Genomic DNA, 18639 nt, shown 5'->3' on the forward strand with positions numbered 1-18639 from the left:
TTCTAGAGCCTGCAAGCCTGATTTCGATGTGACACATCGTCATCTGGCAGGTTGGACGCCATCGGCGCATCCTTGCAGGAACTGCGTGTTGGCGGGTTCGCAAAATATTGCGAGAAATCCATTCGACGCAGCATCTTTCCAGGCCTTCGCAAATCTGCTGCATGGCTTATCACGCATTCACGGACGCATCATGTCGACCAGCTACGCCCCGCCTTCCGACCCGTCAGCGGCCATCAACGCATCTACCGAGCTTCATGCGCACGATGTGACGCCTGGAGATATTTCCGTGGGCGTGGTGATCGGACGCATTTCCGAATTTTTTGACTTCTTCGTTTTCGGGCTCGGCTGTGTGCTGGTGTTTCCTCGCGTGTTTTTTCCGTTCGTCAGCGAGTTGCACGGCATCTTCTATTCATTCGCGATTTTTGCGCTGGCATTCATCGGACGTCCGCTCGGCTCACTGTGCTTTCTTTTCCTGCATCGGGAGTTCGGTCGCGGCACCAAGCTGACCGTTGCTCTTTTCCTGCTTGGATCCACCACGGCCGGCATTGCCTTTCTGCCGGGCTACGGTTCACTCGGCATGGTGGCGATCGTGGCGTTGGCGGTGTTGCGCTTCGGCCAGGGCTTCGCGATCGGCGGCAGTTGGGATGGCCTGGCTTCCTTGCTGGCGTTGAATGCACCCCGCACCAAGCGCGGCTGGTACGCGATGATTCCGCAGCTGGGCGCACCGATCGGCTTTATCCTCGTCGCAGGTCTGTTTGCATACCTGCTGTTGAGCCTGACGTCCGATGAGTTCTTCGCCTGGGGCTGGCGCTACCCGTTCTTCGTGGCTTTTGCCATCAACGTGGTTGCGCTGTTCGCTCGCCTGAGGCTGGTGGTGACTCCCGAATACGCCACGATGTTGACCCTGCGCGAGCTGGAGCCGTCGCCGGTCATCCCGTTGGTGCGTTCGCAGGGACGCGCCATCACCTTGGGCGCATTCGCACCGCTGGCCAGTTACGCGCTGTTCCATCTCGTCACGATCTTCGCATTGTCGTGGGCGCTTCTGTTCACCAAGCAGTCGGCCGCCAGCTTCCTGATCGTGCAGATTGTCGGCGCGGCGGTAGCGGTGCCGTGCATGCTGCTGTCCGGACGAATTGCCGATCGCTACGGCCGTCGCATGACATTGGCGGTGTTCGGCGTGCTGATCGCGATCTACAGCGGCTGGACCCCGGTCATGCTGTCGGGCGGAACAGTCGAGGGTTACCTGTTCATCATCATCGGATTCGCGTTGCTCGGCTTTTCCCACGCCCAGGCTGCCGGTGCGGTGAGTTCGAGCTTTCGCAGCTACTACCGCTATACCGGAGCACTGATCACCTCTGATCTCGGTTGGTTGCTCGGTGCCGGTTTTGCACCGTTGGTCGCGTTGTCGCTGGCGGTGTATTTCGGCGTGGGCTACGTCGGGCTCTATCTGTTGTCGGGCGCCGTGGGTACGTTGGCTGCACTGTGGTTCAGTCGCTCCGGTGGCATGCCGAACGACTGATTGCGTGCGCCGATTCGCATGGCCCCGCCGCGACCAGCCGTTCTACTGAGCGGACTTCCTGATCGACGCGTGACGGCTGGTTCGAGGCAGCTGTCCGGTTTAGGAACAGCTCTGCCCAGGCCCGCAAGCCGGTGCTCGCACTGATCGGTAAGGGTCCGAGGCTCGCTCGTCAGGCTCAGGATCGTTCGCTGCAACGCCTCGCGCAATTCTCTTGGCCGCTGTCGACGGTCGAGGCAGGTCGGCCGAGCAGGTAGCCCTGGCCCAGCGGGCATCCCATGGCCTTGAGGAGGTCGCGCTGGGCCACGGTTTCGATGCCTTCGGCGATCACCTGTATGCCGAGCGAACCGGCCAGGTTGATCACGGCCGCGATGATTTTTGCGCTGTTGGAGGTGGCGGGCTTGTCCAGCCCATCCACAAAGACGCGGTCCATCTTCAGCATGCACAGCGGCAATTTCTGCAAATAGTGCAGGGACGAGTAGCCGGTGCCGAAATCGTCGAGTGCCGCGTTGACACCCGACTCGTGCAGACGGGTGAGAAGGGCGTGCACGTGGTCGGAATTTTCCAGCAGGGTCTCTTCGGTGATTTCCGCGACAACGCGTGAAGGCGCGAGCCGCGCCTTGGCCAGCAGCGCGAGCAGGCGTGTGTCGAAGTCGTTCGATCCCAGGTGCGCGGCCGAGACGTTGAAGGTCAGGAACGTGTCTGGCGCCGCCTGCTTCGCGAACGTCTGGAAGCTGCGCTCGAACATTTGCCAGTCGATGGTTTCGATCAGGCGGCAATCCCTGGCTACTTTCAGGAAATCCGCTGGCTCAAGCAGCCCATAGCCAGGACGGGTCCAGCGGATCAGTGCTTCGTAGCCGGCAATGGTGTTGTCTTCGAGTCGACGGATGGGCTGAAAATGGGGTTCGAACGTGCGCTTGCGCACCGCTTCGTGCAGGTCACTTTCCAGCTCCAGCACTTCGATGGCTTCTCTTGCCATCGCCGGATCGAACAGAGTCATGCGTGGGAAGTCCGTCGAGGCGGCATGCCGCACGGCGATGTCGGCGTCCTGCAGCAACTGCTCGAGCGACGCATCGTGAGCGGCGCGCACCACCAGGCCCATGCGGCCGGAGACAGTGAGTTCGTGACCCGCAAAATGCATCGGCTCACCGACACGCACGAGGATGTTCCGTGCGAGATGCAAAGCCTCACGCGTACCTTCGACCCGCTCGACGAAGATGGCAAACTCGTCGGCTGCCATGCGTGCAACCACGCCCGCGCGTGAGCCGAGGCAGTCGACCAGGCGAGCGCCGACCTGTTTCAGCACCTCGTCTCCGGTGAAGTGGCCAAGCCCCTCATTGATGCCGGCGAACCGGTCGAGATTGAGCTGCAGCAGGGCGGTGCTTCCGATGACGCGGTCTTCTGCCGCAAGGGCTTGCGCCATGTGGGCATGCAGGTTGCGCTGATTGGGCAGTCCGGTGAGCGCGTCGTGGGTCTGCTCGTGAACCAGTTGATGCTGGATACGCGCATTTTTGGCCACTTCCCGGTGCAAGGCGCGACTGCGTTGGGCGATCCGGTCTTGCAGGCCGTGATTGGCATTGGCCAATGTCTGCGCCTGCAGCTGCAGTTGGATCTCCGCCGGTGCAGCCTCCTGTCGCTTGATGAGGTTCAATACATGGCTGGCGACGAACTCCAGCAGGACGAGATCCTCGTTGGAATAGCCGAGATCAGGCTGCGGGTCTTGCAGGATCAAGGCGCCGTGAATCTCGCCCATGCGCAACATGGGCACGCCGATCCACGGGCTGTGGTCTGTTTCACCGAACAGCAAAGGGCCGGGAACCTGCTTGGCCAATTGGCCAGCCGGACCGAACAGGGCCTTGCCTTCGCGCAGCAGATACCAGACTGGCGACCGAGCTATCGAGGTCATCATGACGTCGCCGCCGGCCTGCGGCAGCGGGCGTGCTCCCTGCGCGTCGGCCAGATAGATATATCGCGCCATTTCGCGCTGCGGGTCGTGCGCCACCACGCAAAGACGCTCAGCCCGCATCAGCGTGCGCAGGACGGCGTGGATGTCGCGTAATACGTCCTGGAGCTCCCGCCCGCAGCCGGCCAGGTCGGCGATGGTGAACAGCGCACGATGCAGACGTTCGGAGTATTCCAGAGGCGGTGCTGCCGTGCGTTGCTCCAGCCAGCCCAGCAAGATGCCAAGGCGGCGCCCAGCCAGTTGCAACAGCGGTTGAAGCTCGGCGATCAGGGCGGTGACGTCGCTACCCGGTTGCAACGTCAGCAGCAGCAGGATCGGACGTGGCCTTTCACAGAGCCGAAAGGCCACCGCGCCGAGCGCGGGCACACGCTGCGGAATGCCGGAGGCCGCCAGCCCGCGAAGCCAGCCTTGCGGGGCCGCGGAGCTGTGGTCGAATCCGGCGCCGAGTTCCCACAGCACGCGCGCGCTGGCGCACTCTGCATAACTTTCGGCCAGCTCCACCACCATGGCGGCAATCTCCACCGGGCGCGTGGCGGTATCCAGCTGCTCCAGCCAGCGGGCTTGCGGCGACTCATTTGCCAAGGTGCAGTTCATCGGACTTTCCATGGTCTGAAAAACACGCTTCATTTCGGCTGCCCTCAAGGCTGCCGACAAAATGGTTGCGGCGCGGAGCATATGCCTGTTGCCGTACATCGCACTGACTCCTGTCGATTGCGGTTCGGGTCTTTGGACGGTTGCCAGACGCGCCCAGGCGTCAATTCATCTCTCGCGCGTCATTACCGGTGCCGGGAAGGTCAGAAACTGCTCAGCAGTGACAGTTTCGAAAAGCCCGAAGTGGCGCGTTGACATGAACTTCACCTGCAAAAGCCGGCGCACCGACTTTCCCTGTTGCCTTTCTGCCAAGAACAACGCCTCCTGCCCGAGCTTCGGCGCCATGCTGCACCAGCCATGGACGTCCAACTGAAGCAGGCGAGGCGCCAATGGCCAAGGCCACGGGGCCGCCCCCATCGGATGCTTCCGGCAGATACGTCGACCGACCGAATGGACAGAGGTGGTGCAGGGGGGTGCACCCCATTCGGCCGGCGACGCAAACCCGACTGACTGTGTGTTCGACATCCGCAAGGTGCGGCGAAAGAGCTTCTGATTGCCTCGCCATGGATTTCTTCATGTGCATTCTAGGCAGCAGTTCGGGCCAGCCATGCGACGTTTCATTTGCGTGCGCACGTCGTTTCGTCTCTACCTTGATGTTTTTCGTTCCGACCCACTGGACAGCCCGGGCATGCGATGGCATCCATGGCGGAAGGTGAATTGTCCGTGTCGGAAACTCCGGACGGAGCGCAACCAGCAACCGAAAAAGGCCGTGGGCTTCAGCGGCGTGTCGATGTGATGCGCCATGGCATGGTCTGTGCGTGATTTGCAGATCTCCCGGCGGGGTTCGATCTCAGGAGGAGTTCGATGGGTACGCCTGTTCCACCGAACGGGCCGTCAGGCACGACGTTGCCATGTCGGACCTTCAGCACGACCTTGCTCGAGCCGCGTTTGCGCTCGCGGGCCTATGCGCGCTGGATTCAGGCGCTGGCAGAAGTGCGTCCCGACGATGACCACCCGATGGAGGCATGGATCATCGTGTTCGAGCTGGGACCGTTGCGCGTGGCCCGCTCCTGCGTCAGTGCGGCAAGGTACCGGCGGGGGCCGGCGCTGATTGCGCGAAGCCCGCTGAGTGACTGCGTGCTGTTGCGATTGCTGCTCAGCGGCAGCGCGCGAGGCAACTTCGGCAAGCGCGGCACGGTCGAGTTGAGGGAGGGCGACATCTATCTGAACGACCTGGCCCAGCCGATCGAGCTGTGGGAGGGTCATTGCGAGCACGTGAACCTGTTGCTGCGGCGCCAGGCCATCGACCAGACACGCGCACCGTTGCACGGTCGGGTGCTGCGCAAGGACCACCTGCCGTGCCGCATGTTGAGCCAGCACCTGCTGCATCTGCTGGGTACTCTGCCGGACATGGATGTGCGACAGGCGGGCAAGGCGGCTGGCGCGACGCTCGCAGTGGTGCGCGGTTGCCTGCGCGCGGAGTCGCGGCAACGTGATCGGCCCGCATGGGCGGAAACGCTGGACGTGCGCATCCGCGAACACATCGACGAACACCTGGGTGACCACGATCTGGGCGTGCTGCTGTTGCAGCGCAGGTTCCACGTGTCGCGCGCGCAGCTGTATCGCATGTTCGCGGACAGTGGTGGCGTGCAGCACTACATTCGTGACCGGCGCGTCGAGGCGGTGCATCGCGACCTGCGTGAACAGCCCGAACGTCATATTTCCGACCTGGCCTTCAGCCGCGGCTTTTCCAGCGAGCGGCAGTTCCAGCGTGCGTTTCGCGCGCGCTACGGACGCACCGCGAGCGAGGTACGCGAGCGTCACGAAGCGTTCTGAGCCATTTCAATGCCCGCGTGTCTTTCCTGCGCTGGGGATTCGCTGTCGGGTGATGCTCAGCTGACGCCGGATTTGTCGCGACGGACTTTGCCCAGCGCCATCTGAATCGCCACCATCAACTCGGTGGCGCCGAACGGTTTGCGCAGGAACACGCCACGGTCCGGAATATCGTGGAGGTGAACCTCGGTATCGGCGGTAATCACTACCACGGCCACGTCCGGATAGCGCTTCAATGCATCGTGGCAGACATCGATGCCGGAAACGGTTCCCGCCAGGATCACATCGGCGACGATCACATCGATGTGCGCGTGCTGCAGGTGACTGCGCGCGCCAGCGGCGCCCAGCGCGCGAATGCTCTGAAAACCCTCGGCGGAGGACAGCAGCAGGTCGATCGACTCCAGCACCAGGTCGTCATCGTCCACGATCAGGACAGTCTTGTTGATGGTCATGCTTTTCTTCCTGGCTTCCCCAACCACGGGCACCAGCATATCCCTGTCACGGCAGGCGTGTGTATATGTTCGGCACGGGTCGCGCTCAGGGTGCGAGTTCGCCGTGGCTTTCGCCCTTGTCGCGCCGCAGCAGCCAGGCCAGCACGGGTGGCGTCACCATGGCAGTCAGCAAGGACATGGCCACGATGATCGCGTAGATGCGATCGCTGAAAACGCCGGCCGCCAGGCCCAGGCTGGCGATCACCACACCGACTTCGCCGCGCGGCACCATGCCGAAACCGACGATGATGGCACTGCGCCGGCCCAATGCCAGTGAACCCAGAAAGCCGCCGGCCAGTTTGGACACGATCGCGATCACGGTGACCACCAGCAGCATTACCAGCGCGTCGACACTGGCCAGTTCCGCCAGATTGACCTTGGCGCCGGTGACCACGAAGAAGAATGGCGTAAGAAAGGCCAGCAGCGGCACCGTCTGGTGTTCCAGGTCTTCGCGCTGGCGGGTTTCCGAAGCGATCATGCCCGCCAGGAACGCGCCGATGATCGCCGCCAGGCCGAACCGGGTGGACAGCCATGCCAGACCGAGACAGATTGCCAGCACAACGGTCAGCGCCGAATGCGGGCTGATGGGCGCTTCCAGCCAACTGGAGCGATGGCGCATCACCTTCGAGCCACCCCAGCCGATGACCGCCACGAAACCGATCGCGCCGGCCAGGGTCAGCAGCAACGACTGCACATCCAGCGATCCACCGCCTTGCAGCGACGAGACCACGCCGAGCAGCAGCATCGCCAGGATGTCGTCGATCACCGCGGCACCGAGGATCACCCGGCTTTCGATCCGCTGCAGCACGCCCAGTTCCTGCAGCACGCGGGCGGTGATGCCGGCGGAGGTGGCGACGAAGGCCGCGGCCACGAACATCGACTTGATCCACTCGAAGCCTTCGCCGTGGGCCCACAACGCACCGGCGGCGAACGGCAGGATCACCCCCAGAATGCCGACCAGCAAGGCGCTCTTGCCGACCTTTTTCAGATCGTCCAGCCGCGTTTCCAGGCCCACCGAAAACAGCAGCAGCACCACGCCGATCTCGGCCAGCACGTCGAGCGGCGTGCCGGGAAGGATCTGCTCCGGGGTCAGCCAGCCGAGCAGGGATGGTCCGACCACGCAGCCCGCGGCGATCTCGCCGACCACGCCTGGCAGTTTCAGCCGTTGCGCGATTTCGGCGCCGATCTGGGCGGCAACGAAGATGATGAAAAGGGTGAGCAGGATGTCGGCGGCGTGATGCATGGGTCGTCGTTCCGTCAGGCAGTCGTCGATGTTACCGCGCTGACCGGGCCGGCGCCTGCGTCGAAGCGAAGTGTTCTCAGATGAAGAAGGTCCTGGCCAACCACAAATGCAGGGCGATGCTGGCGACGTAGCCCAGCGCAATCGCCCAGCTCCAGCGCAGGTGGCTCATGAAGGTGTATTGGCCGCGCGCGGCACCCATCAATGCGACACCGGCGGCCGAACCCACCGACAGCAGGCTGCCGCCTACGCCGGCGGTCAGCGTGATCAACAACCACTGCGCGTTGTCCATCGGCGGATTCATCTTGATCACCGCGAACATGATCGGGATGTTGTCGACCACCGACGACAGCACGCCCATGGCAGCGTTGGCCGTGGTGGGTCCGAGGTTGCCGTAAAGCTGGGTGGAGGCCAGTTCCAGGTAGCCCAGTGCGGCCAGCCCGCCGACACAGGCAAATACGCCATAGAAGAACAGCAAGGTGTCCCACTCGGCGTTGGCGATGATCCGGAAAATCGAGTAGCCCTGTTCCTCCATGCCGTGGGCGAGTGCGTAGCGACGTTGGCGGTAATCGATGCGGCTGGCCACCAGGTTGAGCAGGGCCAGACCGGTCAGCATGCCGTAGGCCGCGGGCATGTCCAGCCACTGTCGGCCGATCACGGTGATCGCGATGGTCAACCCGAAGGTGAGACAGATGCTGATGCCGCCGTGCTTGATATGACTTTGGCTTTCGCTGCTGACAGGCCGCCCTTTCGGCAGCGCGAAGAACATGATCACGGCCGGCACCAGCCAGTTGACCACGGCGGGGAAGAACAAGCGGAAGAAGTCGAAGAACTGCGCCTTGTTGGCCTGCCACACCATCAGCGTGGTGATGTCGCCAAACGCGCTCCACGCGCCACCCGCGTTCGCCGCCACCACCAGGTTGATCATCGCCAGCGTGATGAATCGCGCGTTGCCGGCACCAACGGCCAGGATCACCGCCGACATCACCAATGCGGTGGTCAGGTTGTCCAGCACCGGGGAAAGCAGGAAGGCGAGCAAGCCGGTGATCCAGAACAGGCTGCGGAAACTGAAGCCGTAGCGGATCAGCTGCGAGCGCAAGGCCTCGAAAATGCCGCGTTCGCCCATCCCGGTGACGTAGGTCATCGCCACCACCAGAAAGAAGAAGATCTCCGAATATTCGAGGAACATCGCCTCGAAGGCTTCCCGGGTGAGATTCGCGTCGTGCCCGGTGCCGCCGGTTTGCCAGGCGATCATGCCCCAGATCAGTGCCGCGGCCAGCATCACCGGTTTGGACTTGGCGATGTGAATGCGTTCTTCGAGGATCACGCCCACGTACGCCAGCACGAACAGCGCCAGCGCGAGCCAGCCGATCGGATGGGTCACCAGGTGAAAGTTGACATTGGCGCCCGTTTCGGACGCCATCAGCGGCGTGCTGGCAGACAGCAGGGCCAGGGCGGCAAACCTTCGCATGAAAAATCCTTGAGCAGAGAGTGCGGCAGCGGTACAGCGTCGATCGCCTGAAAGGGTAACAGCCGGCACCCGCATTCAGCGCAACATTCCGGCGTCAGGATCCGACGTCAGCCAGATCTGGCCGGCGGTCAGGGCGCAAGCGACTGAACACGCGGCTTGCGCCGGCCGTCACCAGAGCCAGCAGCAGCACCGTCCAGCGAAATGCCAGCACGTAGTCCTGGTGGGCATGGCCATCGAGCATGAACTCCATCAGCAACGTGGCCAGGGCGATGCCGAAACTCATCGCCAGGTATTGCACGGTCGACGCCATCGAGGAGGCCATTGACGCATGCTCGATGTCCAGATCGGTATAGATCAGGGTGTTCATGGTGGTGTACTGCAGCCCGGCGAAAGCGCCGTAGGCAAATGTCAGTGCGGCAATGATCCATACCGGCGTGGTCGGGCCAAGCAGCGCGAAGCTTGCCAGAAGCGCCGCCACGATCAACGTGTTGCCCAGCAGCAGGCGGCGGTAGCCGTAATGCACCAGGGCACGATTGACAGCCCACTTCGCCACGATCGATCCGAGTGCCTGCGGCACCATCATCAGACCTGCTGCCAGTGGCGACCAGCCGCAGCCGACCTGCAGGAACAGCACCAGCAGCAGGAACATGCCCGAAATGCCCAGGCGGGTGAACAGGCCGCCAGCCAGTGCCACCGACACGCTGCGCACGCGCAGCAGCGCCAGATTGGCGACCGGATGTGCGGTGCGCCGGCTATGCCAGAGATAGATCGTGCCTAGCAGCACCGCCGCCACGCCGCACAATCCCATGCGTGCCCACGGCACCGGCGCCGAACCGGCCAGTTCCGAGGCAGTCAGCAGCAGGGCAGAAGCAGCGCCGAACAACAGGAAGCCGACCAGGTCGAAGCGGTTGGCATGATCGAGGCGGTACTCCGGCATGTCGCGCTTGTTCATCCAGACACCGGCGATCGCCACCGGCACGTTGATCAGGAAGATCAGCCGCCACGAGGTGAACTCGACAATCGCACCGCCCAGCAGCGGACCCAGTACCGAACCGAGCAGGCCGAAGGTGGCCACCGTACTCATCGCGCGCACGAACTCGCGCTTGTCGATGCTGCGCACCAGCACATAGCGCCCCACCGGCATCAGCGACGCACCGCCCACGCCTTGCAGCACACGTGCCGCCACCAGTTCGGGCAGCGTTTGCGCGATGCCGCACAACAATGAGCCCAGGCCGAACACCACGATCGCGGCACCGAACACGCGTCGGGTGCCAAAGCGGTCGCACAGCCAGGGGCTGGCCGGAATCAGGATGGCCAGGGTCAACACATAACTGGTCAGCGCCGTGCGCATGCCCAGCGGCGTCACGCCCAGCGCCTCGGCCATGGCGGGCACGGCCGTGTTCACCACGGTGGAATCCAGCGCCTGCATGAAAAACGCGGCGGCGACCAGCCACAGCAGGCCGCGGAAGCGCTCTCGCGTGGAGATTTCGGCAACATCGACCGCGTCCGGCGCGGGACTGCTGTCAGAAATCGATGGAGCGTCGGGGGCCGCGGGGCTTCGAACAGACATTACCGGCTATGATAGCGGCCGTGACGGCTTGATTTCCGTTGGCCGTATCAGCAAAGTGGACCTTGTTTCATCTGCCGGTCATACCCACACAGGTATCACGGCCATATCAACCACACGCGCCGGGGCGGCTTCGTTCCGGCGCGTGCTTTTGCGCGGCAGGCGCCGCGAGCATCAGGAAGAGCCATGAGCAAGCCACCGATCACTGTTTCCCGCGTCGACATGGAGCGCATCGAGGCGCTGCTTGAGCGTTTGCCGGCCGCTGACGCCGACAAGCTGGACGCGCTGCGGGCCGAGCTGGATCGCGCCGATGTGGTCGAGCCGGCGGCCATGCCGGACCACATCGTGACCATGAACTCGACGGTGACGTTCGAGGACGAGAGCGACGGCGAGAAGCTGACCCTGACCCTGGTCTATCCGGCGGCTGCGGGACCGGCCGGCACCGTGTCGATCCTGGCGCCCGTGGGCAGCGCGCTGCTCGGCCTGGCACGTGGCCAGCAGATCGACTGGCCCACGCCCGATGGCCGCAAACGCCGCCTGAAGGTGCTGGAAATCACCTATCAGCCGGAAGCGGCAGGGCATTTCCACCGCTGACCTCACGCGCTGCGCGGGTATCGCTAAAATGCGGGTTGATCCGAAGGAGACCCGCATGACCGAACGCACCGTACCGGCCGAGACTGTCGCCCGCGCCGCCACGCTGCGGGCCCAGGTCGAGCAAGCCAACTACCGCTACCACGTACTCGACGACGCCGAGATCACCGACGCCGCGTACGACCAGCTGATGCGCGAGCTGGAAGCGCTGGAGGCGGACTACCCCGAACTTTCGACGCCTGACTCGCCGACCCGCAAGGTCGGCGCGCGCGCGAACGGCGGCTTTGCCGAAGTGCGCCACGCGATGCCGATGCTGTCGCTGGGCAACGCGTTCGAGCAGGAAGGCGAGGGCGATCGCGAGCGCTTTCACGAGGTCGCGGAATTCGAACGACGCATCGAGCAGACGCTCGAGCGCAAGTTCCCGGTATTTTCGGTCGAACCCAAGCTCGATGGCCTGGCGATCAGCCTGCGCTACGAGCATGGCGTGTTCGTGCAGGGCGCCACCCGCGGCGACGGCGAGACCGGCGAGGATGTCACCGCCAACCTTCGCACCGTGCGCGCGATTCCACTGAAACTGCGCGGCAAGGGTTGGCCCGAGGTGCTGGAAGTGCGCGGCGAAGTGATCATGCTACGCAAGGATTTCGAGGCGTTCAACGACTACGCCCGCAAGCATGACGAAAAGCCGCTGGCCAATCCGCGCAACGGCGCGGCCGGGTCGCTGCGCCAGCTGGATCCGGCAATCACCGCCAGACGTCGGTTGAGCTTCTTCGCCTACGCCATCGGCGTGTTCGAGGGCGGCGAGTTGCCGCCGACCCATTCGGCCACCTTGCAGCAACTGCGCGAGTGGGGCTTTCCGGTATCGCCGGAAGTGGACACGGCGCAAGGCTTCGACGGCTTGCTCGCCTACTTCCGCCGCATCGGCGCGAAGCGCGACGGGCTTCCCTACGATATCGACGGCGTGGTCTACAAACTGGACGACTACGAAGGCCAGCGCGAGATGGGCTTCGTCTCGCGCGCGCCGCGCTGGGCGATTGCGCACAAATTTCCGGCCCAGGAACAAACCACCCGATTGCTGGACATCGAGATCCAGATCGGCCGCACTGGCGCCGCCACGCCGCGTGCGCGCATGGAGCCGGTGCAGGTCGGTGGCGTCACGGTGACCTACGCCACCTTGCACAACGCCGACCAAGTGGCGCGGCTGGATGCGCGAGTCGGCGACACCGTGATCGTGCGCCGCGCAGGCGACGTGATTCCGGAAGTGGTGCGCGTGGTCGAGGATCAGCGTCCGCAGGGCACGGTGCCGTGGACCATGCCCACGCGGTGCCCGATCTGCGATTCCGCCCTGATCCGCGAAGAGGGCGCCGCAGCCTTTCGTTGCTCCGGCGGATTGATCTGCGCGGCGCAGCGCAAGGAGGCGCTGATCCATTTCGCCTCACGGCGGGCGATGGATATTGACGGCCTGGGCGAGCGTTTCGCCGAAGCGCTGGTCGAGTTTGATCGGGTCAAGACGCCGGCTGATCTCTACCGTCTCACCGTCGACGATTTCGTCGACATGAAACAACGCGCCGACGAGCGCGATGGAACGACACCGGAGACCGTCAAGGCCGGCAAGGTGGCCACCAAGTGGGCGGAGAACCTGGTCGCCGGAATCGAGGCCAGCAAGCACACCACGCTGGCGCGTTTCCTGTTTGCGCTGGGCATCATGCATATCGGCGAGAGCACCGCCAAGACGCTGGCCGCGTGGCTGGGCCGGCTCGATTTCGTGCGCAGCACGCCGGCGTCCGTGCTGCGCGTGTTGCCGGACGTGGGTTCGGAAGTGGCCACGTCGATTGCCGGATTTTTTGCCCAGCAGGGCAACCAGCAGGTCGTCGACGATCTGCTGGCGGAGGGCATCGTGTTCAGCGACGAGGCTCCGCCGTCGCCGTTGCTGCGCGAACGGCTGAATCTTGGCGTGCTGCTGGACATGGCGAATATCAGCAAGCTCGGCCCCAAGAGCAGCAAGCTGCTGGCGCAACACTTTCCCACCCTGCAGAAATTACGGGCCGGCGGGGCGGCGCACTGGATCACGGCCGGCGTGCCGCAAGCAGCGGCAACCGGGCTGGAGGTCTTTTTAGCCGATCCGTTGGCGCACGCGGAGTTGCATGAAGCCGAAGCGGCGATCCAGCGCTTGCTTGATGCGATTCCCGCAGCCGCCGAAGTCGCCAGCGCTCCGCTGTCCGGGCAGACTTTCGTGCTGACCGGCACGCTGGTGTCGCTCAGTCGCGACCAGGCCAGGGAGCGACTCGAAGCGCTGGGCGCCAAGGTCTCCGGCTCGGTGTCGAAGAAGACCAGCGTGGTGGTCGCCGGCAGCGAGGCCGGGTCCAAACTGGACAAGGCGCAGGAGCTTGGCGTTGCAGTGTGGGACGAAGCACAACTGCTGGCGCTGTTGAGCGAGCACGAGGGCGCTTGATGGAGCGATTGACGGGTATGGAGCAACGCGTTGCGCTGCAATTGCGCGCACGGCTGTACGCGCTGCTGCGCGCCTTTTTCGCCGAGCGCCAGGTGCTGGAAGTGGAGACGCCGATCCTGTCGGCGGCTGGCAATACCGAGCCGAACATCGAAAGCTTCAGCACTGTGTTCAGCGGCCATGTCGATGCCGGCGCGCGCGAGCGCTGGTTGCGTACCTCGCCGGAGTATCCGCTGAAGCGACTGCTCGCCGCGGGCATCGGTGATTGCTACGAACTGGGCCGGGTGTTCCGCAACGGCGAAGCGGGCGGTCGACACAATCCCGAATTCACCATGCTGGAGTGGTACCGGGTTGGCTGGGACCATCGGCGGTTGATGCGCGAAACCATCACGCTGGTCGAAGCCGCGCTGGCGATGCTGGATCGGCGCGCCGAAGTGGTGGTGACCAGCTATCGGCAGTTGTTCCTCGACGGACTCGGAATTGACCCGGTGCATGCGTCGATCCACGAACTGCGCGCGCCTTTGGCCGAGTTCGGCATCGGTCCGGACGGACTGTTGCACGACGACTGGCTGGATCTGCTGATCACCCACAAACTTCAGCCGGCGTTCCCGCGCGACCGCATCACGGTGATTCACGACTACCCGGCCAGCCAGTGCGCGCTGGCGAAGATCCGGCCCGGCGAGCCGCCGCTGGCCGAACGCTTCGAGTTGTACCTGGGCCAGTACGAACTGGCCAACGGCTACCACGAGTTGAACGACGCCACCGAACAGCGCAGACGTTTCGAGCGCGACAACACCGTGCGTCGTGCACGCGGCTTGCGCGAGATTCCACTCGACGAACTGCTGCTGTGCGTGCTCGATTCGATGCCAGACTGCGCCGGCGTGGCGTTGGGCGTCGAGCGGCTGCTGATGTGCCTGGCCGACACCGATGCGATCGCCGACGTGCTGGCGTTTCCGTTCAACCAGGCCTGACGCAAGGCCACGCGGGCCGTGCGTGAGGCCCTCGGGAAACCTCAGAGCCGGTCGCCCTTGATGTCGGGCAGCGCAGCCTGTTCACTTCACGGATAGCGGTAGATCAGCCCGCCGATGATGCCGCCGATGATCGGCATCACCCAGAAAAAACACAGCTGGTCCAGCGCCCCGCCGCCCTGGAAAATAGCCACGCCGGTGGAGCACGCCGGATTCACCGAGGTGTGGGTGACCGGAATGCTGATCAGGCCCAACTGCTGAAACGGACAACGCGGCGAAGCGGTTGCAGGTCACCAGGGCCGGTCGCCGGCGCAGATTGGGTCATTGCAGATCGCGCGTGGTCGCCGCGTCCCGGCGCTGAGCTGCACGGCTTTTGCGGTATGTTGCTGCGCTTGTATCGGAAGGCGGCAACCCACTGATGATCGGGAATGACTTCGGACAACTGCTGGACGGCGCACCTTCACCGGCGCTCGGACGTGGCGACATCCGCACGCTGGGCCTGTCGGCGCTGGGCGGGGCGCTGGAGTTCTACGATTTTGTGGTGTTCGTGTTCTTCGCGATTCCGCTGGGCCAGCTGTTCTTTCCACCGGCCACCGCACCGTGGCTGGCCCAGTTGCAGGTGTTCGGCATCTTCGCGGCGGGTTACCTAGCGCGTCCGCTGGGCGGCATCGTGATGGCGCATTACGGCGACACGCTGGGACGCAAGAAGATGTTCATGCTCAGCGTATTCCTGATGGCGTTGCCGACGCTGGCGATCGGTTTGCTGCCGGTGTATGCGCAGATCGGCATGCTGGCACCACTGCTGTTGCTGGTGCTGCGAATCGTGCAGGGCGTCGCGGTCGGCGGCGAGGTGCCTGGTGCCTGGGTCTTCGTGGCGGAGTCTGTCCCGCCACGGCGCGTCGGCTTTGCCTGCGCCAGTCTCACCTCCGGACTCACCTTCGGCATCCTGATCGGTTCGCTGGTCGCAGCGACGTTGAACAGCCGCATGACACCCGCGGAAATTCTCGATCATGGCTGGCGCCTGCCGTTCCTGGCCGGCGGCGTTTTCGGCTTTTTCGCCGTGTGGCTGCGCCGCTGGCTCAGCGAGACACCGGTGTTCGAGGCGATGCAGGCACGCAGGGAACTGGCCAGTGGCCTGCCGTTGCGGCAGGTGTTTGAGCAGCACTTGCCCAGTGTGGTGCGGTCGATGCTGGTGACCTGGATGCTCACCGCGGCGATCCTGGTGATCATCCTGATGACGCCGTCGATCGTGCAATCGGCATTTCATGTGGCGCCGGCGAAAGCCTTCCTGGGCAACAACCTGGCCTCATTCGCGCTGGCGCTGGGCTGTCTGGCTTACGGCTGGCTGGCTGATCGGATCGGCTTTGCCCGCGCCTTGCTGTTCGGCGCGATCGGGCTGCTGATGTGCAGCTACGCGCTGTATCTGGACCTGCGCGCGGGTGCCGTGCATTTCCTCGCGCTGTACGCGCTGACGGGGTTTTCAGTGGGCGTGGTCGGCGTGGTGCCGGCACTGATGGTGTTGGCTTTTCCGCCCGCGGTGCGCTTCTCCGGCCTGTCGTTCTCGTACAACATTGCCTATGCGGTGTTCGGCGGCCTGACGCCGCCGTTGATCGGCCTGCTGGTGAAACGTTTCGGTACGCTGGCGCCGGCGCACTACGTGGCTTTCACCGCGCTGATCGGGATCGCGGTGGCCTTGGCGCAGTTCCGCCGCCAACGTTCGTAGGCTCCTGCGGAAGGTTGGGTCAGAACTCCAGTTCCTGTGCCGCACACAGGTAGTCGACCAGTGGCGCCACGCGTTTGAACGCCGCCACCGTCCACGGCAGCAATTCGTCGGAGCAGGCCAGCTCCTCGCCGAGCGGGGTGGTGGCGACGAAGTCCTTGCGCTTCAGGTCCTCGATCAGCTCATGCATGGGGTCGTAACCGCGCGGCGGACGGATCAGCGTTTCGCCCCCCAGCGCGAGCTGTTCGCGAAACGCCTTGCTTTGCGTGGCGCGCTTCCACGCGGCCGGATTGTCGACCAGGAATTCGCGGATGTGCTTCAGCGCATCGGGTTCCGGATGCCACAGACCGCCGCCAGCAAAGCAATCGTCGGGCTCGATGTGCAGGTAGAAGCCCGGTGCCTGGATCTCGCGGCGTCGCTCGTGAGTGAAGCGCGAACCCTGCCAGGATTTGTACGGCAGCTTGTTGTCCGAGTAGCGGGTGTCGCGATAGATGCGATAGAGCGAGCCGCCACTCTTGCGCGGGTCGGCGCGGTAGTGCGGGCTGATCTTCGCCAGCGGCGCCTGCAGGTCGGTGATCAGTTGCATGAACGGCTCACGCACATGACGTTCGTAGTCGTCCTTGTGTGCGTGGAACCACTCGCGGTTGTTGTTGCGCCCGAGCGAGCGCAGGAAGCGGAAGGTGGCGGGAGTGAAATAGCTTTTCGGCATGGTCGTTCGTTGGGGTTTGGCAAGGCGGGCCGCGCCCACCGGATGTCGTTGCAAAGGCAGGCAATGCTGCCCTACGTGGAGGAACTGTCGATGCTGTTGGCGAGCTCCTCGCCCCAGGCCTGCAGTTGATCCAGCAGACCGAGCCGATCCTGCGCCTGCGGATCGCTGCGCAACTCGGTGAGGCGGGCGAAGTAATCCTCCAGGGTGAGCCCGGTCAGCGGCGTGTGCCGGGTCAGCCGCGCCCGGCGGAAGCTGTCCCAGCGCACGCGTTCCTCCGCGTCCAGCGTGTCGGGCCAATTGCGCGCGCGATAGCGAAACAGCAGCTCCGCATAACGCGGGTCGCGGAAAGGGAGGTCGCGGGTGCCCAGTTCCTGTGGCGGCGTGGCGCGCACCTGGCCCAGCAGGCGTTTGTCCGCTTCGGGCAGGAAACCGCCGCCGTACAAGGCCAGCTCGGGGTCTTCCGGTGGTGGAAATTCGGTGGCGCGCTGGAACACCCGGCGCAGCTTTTCCGGCAAGCCGCTGGCAGCCTGCAGCGCGTCGCGATGGGCCTGGCAGCGGTCCATGTCCAGTTGCAGCCGCTGCAGATCCACGCCTTGCAGCACCGACAGCGGCGCCAGCGCCGGGGCATGGTTGGCGCGCACGGTGCGCAGCGGAATCCGTGCCACGCCCTCGGGCAGGTCCGCACGCGGAGTGAAAATGCGGTCGGCGATCTCATCTTCGTCCAGCGCCAGCCATTCGCTCGGGTCGGTGGTGAGGTCGTACACGATGGTTTCGCCTGCACGGCTCGGGTGCGCCGCGAGCGGCGCGATCACGGTGAGGCAGTGGCGGCTGGCGGGGTAGCGTGAGGAGACATGCACCAGCGGCGTCATGTTCACCACGTCGAGCAGCTCGAACACCTTCTGCTTGCGGCGCAAAGCGTAGTACCAGTCCCACAGCCGCGGCTGGCGCACGCGGATCAGCCGGGCCAGGTCGATCAGCGCGTAGACGTCGGACAGCGCATCGTGAGCGCGTTCCTGGTTCAACCCGTTGGCGCGGGCCAGATGCTCCAGCTTGAAGCTGGGCGAGCCGTCGTCGCGGACAGGCCAGACAATCCCCTCCGGTCGCAGCGCCTGGCACATCCGCACCAGGTCGATCAGGTCCCAGCGGGAATTGCCGTTCTCCCACTCGCGCCCGTACGGCTCGTAGAAGTTGCGATACAGCATCTGGCGGGTGAACTCGTCATCGAAGCGCAGCGAGTTGTAGCCGACCCCGCAGGTGCCCGGCTGGCCCAGATGCTCGTGCACGCGGGCGGCGAAATCGGCCTCGTTGATGCCCTCGCGGCTGGCTTGCTGGGGCGTGATGCCGGTGATCATGCAGGCGTCCGGATGAGGCGGCATCTCCAGCGAAGGCTTGCCGTAGAACATCACCGGTTCGCCGATGATCTCCAGTTGCAGGCTGGTGCGGATGCCGGCGAACTGCAGCGGCCGGTCGCGCCGCGGGTCTGCGCCGGAGGTCTCGTAGTCGTGCCAGAAAAAGGTCTGCATCCCCCGATGA

14 protein-coding genes and 1 pseudogene are annotated in these 18639 nt (G+C 64.5%); 6 read left to right on the top strand and 9 right to left on the bottom strand.

The window, feature by feature from the left end; genetic code table 11:
- Positions 1-190: 190 nt before the first annotated feature.
- Positions 191-1519, top strand: a complete 1329-nt coding sequence (locus ACVWWQ_RS01230; protein WP_133950539.1) for an MFS transporter — start codon at positions 191-193, stop codon at positions 1517-1519.
- A 175-nt stretch (positions 1520-1694) separates the two neighbouring features.
- Here ACVWWQ_RS01230 and ACVWWQ_RS01235 read toward each other — a convergent pair whose 3' ends face one another.
- Together ACVWWQ_RS01235 and ACVWWQ_RS01240 are read right to left on the bottom strand one after the other, a co-directional pair.
- Positions 1695-4073 carry a GGDEF domain-containing protein gene (locus tag ACVWWQ_RS01235; protein WP_166669754.1) on the bottom strand — a complete coding sequence of 793 codons (2379 nt, stop codon included), beginning with the start codon at positions 4071-4073 and terminating at the stop codon, positions 1695-1697.
- 165 nt (positions 4074-4238) lie between these two features.
- Positions 4239-4415: a hypothetical protein gene (locus ACVWWQ_RS01240; protein WP_166669753.1), complete on the bottom strand. Its 177-nt coding sequence runs from the start codon at positions 4413-4415 to the stop codon at positions 4239-4241.
- 519 nt (positions 4416-4934) lie between these two features.
- Here ACVWWQ_RS01240 and ACVWWQ_RS01245 point away from each other — a divergent pair.
- Entirely contained in the window at positions 4935-5906 is a 972-nt protein-coding gene (locus ACVWWQ_RS01245; protein ID WP_133950535.1) for a helix-turn-helix domain-containing protein, read from the top strand.
- Between the two features lie 56 nt (positions 5907-5962).
- On the opposite strand, the gene ACVWWQ_RS01250 is transcribed toward ACVWWQ_RS01245, so the two are convergent.
- From ACVWWQ_RS01250 to ACVWWQ_RS01265, 4 genes are all read right to left on the bottom strand, one after another.
- Positions 5963-6355 (bottom strand): response regulator, encoded by a 393-nt coding sequence (locus ACVWWQ_RS01250; RefSeq protein WP_158234055.1) that lies wholly within the window; start codon positions 6353-6355, stop codon positions 5963-5965.
- 85 nt (positions 6356-6440) lie between these two features.
- Positions 6441-7637, bottom strand: a complete 1197-nt coding sequence (locus ACVWWQ_RS01255) for a cation:proton antiporter (protein WP_099652248.1) — start codon at positions 7635-7637, stop codon at positions 6441-6443.
- Between the two features lie 76 nt (positions 7638-7713).
- Positions 7714-9105, bottom strand: coding sequence for a sodium:proton antiporter NhaD (gene nhaD / locus ACVWWQ_RS01260; protein ID WP_133950533.1), 1392 nt, complete (start codon positions 9103-9105; stop codon positions 7714-7716).
- A gap of 94 nt (positions 9106-9199) precedes the next feature.
- Complete coding sequence (locus tag ACVWWQ_RS01265; protein WP_457383272.1) at positions 9200-10675, bottom strand: MFS transporter; 1476 nt, start codon at positions 10673-10675, stop codon at positions 9200-9202.
- A gap of 183 nt (positions 10676-10858) precedes the next feature.
- Here ACVWWQ_RS01265 and rnk point away from each other — a divergent pair, with 183 nt between their 5' ends.
- The 3 genes from rnk to epmA are packed head-to-tail and all read left to right on the top strand — an operon-like array spanning position 10859 to position 14680.
- Positions 10859-11266 (top strand): nucleoside diphosphate kinase regulator, encoded by a 408-nt coding sequence (rnk, locus tag ACVWWQ_RS01270; protein WP_133950531.1) that lies wholly within the window; start codon positions 10859-10861, stop codon positions 11264-11266.
- A gap of 55 nt (positions 11267-11321) precedes the next feature.
- The gene (gene ligA / locus ACVWWQ_RS01275) at positions 11322-13712 is read left to right on the top strand and encodes an NAD-dependent DNA ligase LigA (RefSeq protein ID WP_133950529.1); all 2391 of its coding nucleotides are present in this window, start codon (positions 11322-11324) and stop codon (positions 13710-13712) included.
- Positions 13712-14680 (top strand): EF-P lysine aminoacylase EpmA, encoded by a 969-nt coding sequence (gene epmA, locus ACVWWQ_RS01280; RefSeq protein WP_166669752.1) that lies wholly within the window; start codon positions 13712-13714, stop codon positions 14678-14680. Before ligA ends, epmA begins: the two co-directional genes overlap by 1 nt.
- 86 nt (positions 14681-14766) lie before the next feature.
- Here epmA and ACVWWQ_RS01285 read toward each other — a convergent pair.
- Positions 14767-14925 (bottom strand): annotated as a pseudogene (locus tag ACVWWQ_RS01285) (aquaporin); the annotation flags it as partial.
- A gap of 170 nt (positions 14926-15095) precedes the next feature.
- Here ACVWWQ_RS01285 and ACVWWQ_RS01290 point away from each other — a divergent pair.
- Entirely contained in the window at positions 15096-16400 is a 1305-nt protein-coding gene (locus ACVWWQ_RS01290; RefSeq protein WP_133950525.1) for an MFS transporter, read from the top strand.
- A 19-nt stretch (positions 16401-16419) separates the two neighbouring features.
- On the opposite strand, the gene ACVWWQ_RS01295 is transcribed toward ACVWWQ_RS01290, so the two are convergent.
- Positions 16420-17106, bottom strand: a complete 687-nt coding sequence (locus ACVWWQ_RS01295; protein WP_133950523.1) for a DUF2461 domain-containing protein — start codon at positions 17104-17106, stop codon at positions 16420-16422.
- A 71-nt stretch (positions 17107-17177) separates the two neighbouring features.
- Positions 17178-18629: an exodeoxyribonuclease I gene (gene sbcB, locus ACVWWQ_RS01300; RefSeq protein ID WP_133950521.1), complete on the bottom strand. Its 1452-nt coding sequence runs from the start codon at positions 18627-18629 to the stop codon at positions 17178-17180.
- Positions 18630-18639: the final 10 nt, after the last annotated feature.

The organism is Rhodanobacter sp. TND4EL1 (assembly GCF_054061035.1).

Coding starts and splice junctions, on each gene's coding strand:
- ACVWWQ_RS01230 (WP_133950539.1), top strand. CDS start 191: ATGTCGACCAGCTACGCCCCGCCTTCCGACCCGTCAGCGGCCATCAAC.
- ACVWWQ_RS01235 (WP_166669754.1), bottom strand. CDS start 4,073: ATGAACTGCACCTTGGCAAATGAGTCGCCGCAAGCCCGCTGGCTGGAG.
- ACVWWQ_RS01240 (WP_166669753.1), bottom strand. CDS start 4,415: ATGGCGCCGAAGCTCGGGCAGGAGGCGTTGTTCTTGGCAGAAAGGCAA.
- ACVWWQ_RS01245 (WP_133950535.1), top strand. CDS start 4,935: ATGGGTACGCCTGTTCCACCGAACGGGCCGTCAGGCACGACGTTGCCA.
- ACVWWQ_RS01250 (WP_158234055.1), bottom strand. CDS start 6,355: ATGACCATCAACAAGACTGTCCTGATCGTGGACGATGACGACCTGGTG.
- ACVWWQ_RS01255 (WP_099652248.1), bottom strand. CDS start 7,637: ATGCATCACGCCGCCGACATCCTGCTCACCCTTTTCATCATCTTCGTT.
- nhaD (WP_133950533.1), bottom strand. CDS start 9,105: ATGCGAAGGTTTGCCGCCCTGGCCCTGCTGTCTGCCAGCACGCCGCTG.
- ACVWWQ_RS01265 (WP_457383272.1), bottom strand. CDS start 10,675: ATGTCTGTTCGAAGCCCCGCGGCCCCCGACGCTCCATCGATTTCTGAC.
- rnk (WP_133950531.1), top strand. CDS start 10,859: ATGAGCAAGCCACCGATCACTGTTTCCCGCGTCGACATGGAGCGCATC.
- ligA (WP_133950529.1), top strand. CDS start 11,322: ATGACCGAACGCACCGTACCGGCCGAGACTGTCGCCCGCGCCGCCACG.
- epmA (WP_166669752.1), top strand. CDS start 13,712: ATGGAGCGATTGACGGGTATGGAGCAACGCGTTGCGCTGCAATTGCGC.
- ACVWWQ_RS01290 (WP_133950525.1), top strand. CDS start 15,096: ATGATCGGGAATGACTTCGGACAACTGCTGGACGGCGCACCTTCACCG.
- ACVWWQ_RS01295 (WP_133950523.1), bottom strand. CDS start 17,106: ATGCCGAAAAGCTATTTCACTCCCGCCACCTTCCGCTTCCTGCGCTCG.
- sbcB (WP_133950521.1), bottom strand. CDS start 18,629: ATGCAGACCTTTTTCTGGCACGACTACGAGACCTCCGGCGCAGACCCG.